Here is a 253-nt window from a genome sequence, read left to right as displayed (position 1 = left end):
GTAGTGAACCGTTGATTTATCATACCAATTAGGTTTGGTTGGTAAATTAAAGATAATCAATCCATTGTTGCAATCAAACCGAGACCCTTTTCCGATACGGATCTTGTCTCTATCACAATCAAGTTTGTATTGTTTAAACATGTCAGGGTGTTTTGTTTTGAACTCTAGCGCTATGCCGGTGCCCATTACGCCTTGACAGTTTACGGTGTTAATTACAGCGTCATATTTATTTTCAAATAAAGAGCCTTTAGTG

General features: G+C 37.2%; 1 protein-coding gene. It reads right to left on the bottom strand.

Going from position 1 to position 253, the window contains the following annotated elements:
* On the bottom strand, positions 1-253 hold a 253-nt coding region (locus Q4528_RS14865; protein WP_303522445.1), incomplete at both ends, for a macro domain-containing protein.

The organism is Staphylococcus pasteuri (assembly GCF_030547725.1).
GTDB lineage: Bacteria > Bacillota > Bacilli > Staphylococcales > Staphylococcaceae > Staphylococcus > Staphylococcus pasteuri.
This window is presented reverse-complemented; position numbering and strand designations above follow the sequence as displayed.